Below are 628 nucleotides of genomic sequence, written 5' to 3'. Positions count from 1 at the left end.
AAAAAATGAACATCATGAACTTCTGCTTTTGTAATATCTAAAGAATGAAAAACTCCTGATACAGAACAAACCCCATGAAGCTTATAACCATAAAACCAACTGTTTTGTGAAGCACAAAAACCTTTAGAAGGAGCTGTCTCAAATTCATCTTTACAGATTTTAATTCTGCTGTGACGAGAAAATTTACAGATTTCCAACGGCATACTGTCAACAATAAAATAGTTTTCGAACTCCAAGAATCGGTTGGCTAATTTGGTTCTGATTTCTTCAGAAAACAAAAACAGTTTTCTTCTTCTTTTATTGAATTGACTACGTTCAATTAAGTTAGGAATCATACCGGAACTAATCTGTTTAAAAAGTGAATTCTCACTATCAATAGACATGAATTCAGCTGTTAGACTAAGTGCTATTATCTCTAAATCAGACATCTTGCCACTTCTTCCAACTCTTGATTTAGATACTGAATCATAATTCAAAGAACTTATAACTTCTAAAACCTTAAAATAATTTTTAACTATATTTGACATCGATATTGGTTGTTTAGCGACTTCAAGATACTGCTTTGCAGTGTCTTGACCAATATCTAATCGTTTTTAATTTACCTTAAATAATTTCACCCAACGGGTTA

The 628-nt window shown here is 31.4% G+C and carries 1 protein-coding gene; it reads right to left on the bottom strand.

The features are described 5' to 3' along the window. The coding region (locus ACUSJC_RS16780; protein WP_449270703.1) for an IS982 family transposase at positions 1 to 527 on the bottom strand (527 nt) is incomplete at its 3' end. Positions 528 to 628 lie beyond the last annotated feature (101 nt).

This window comes from Flavobacterium sp. U410, from assembly GCF_053570605.1.
This window is presented reverse-complemented; position numbering and strand designations above follow the sequence as displayed.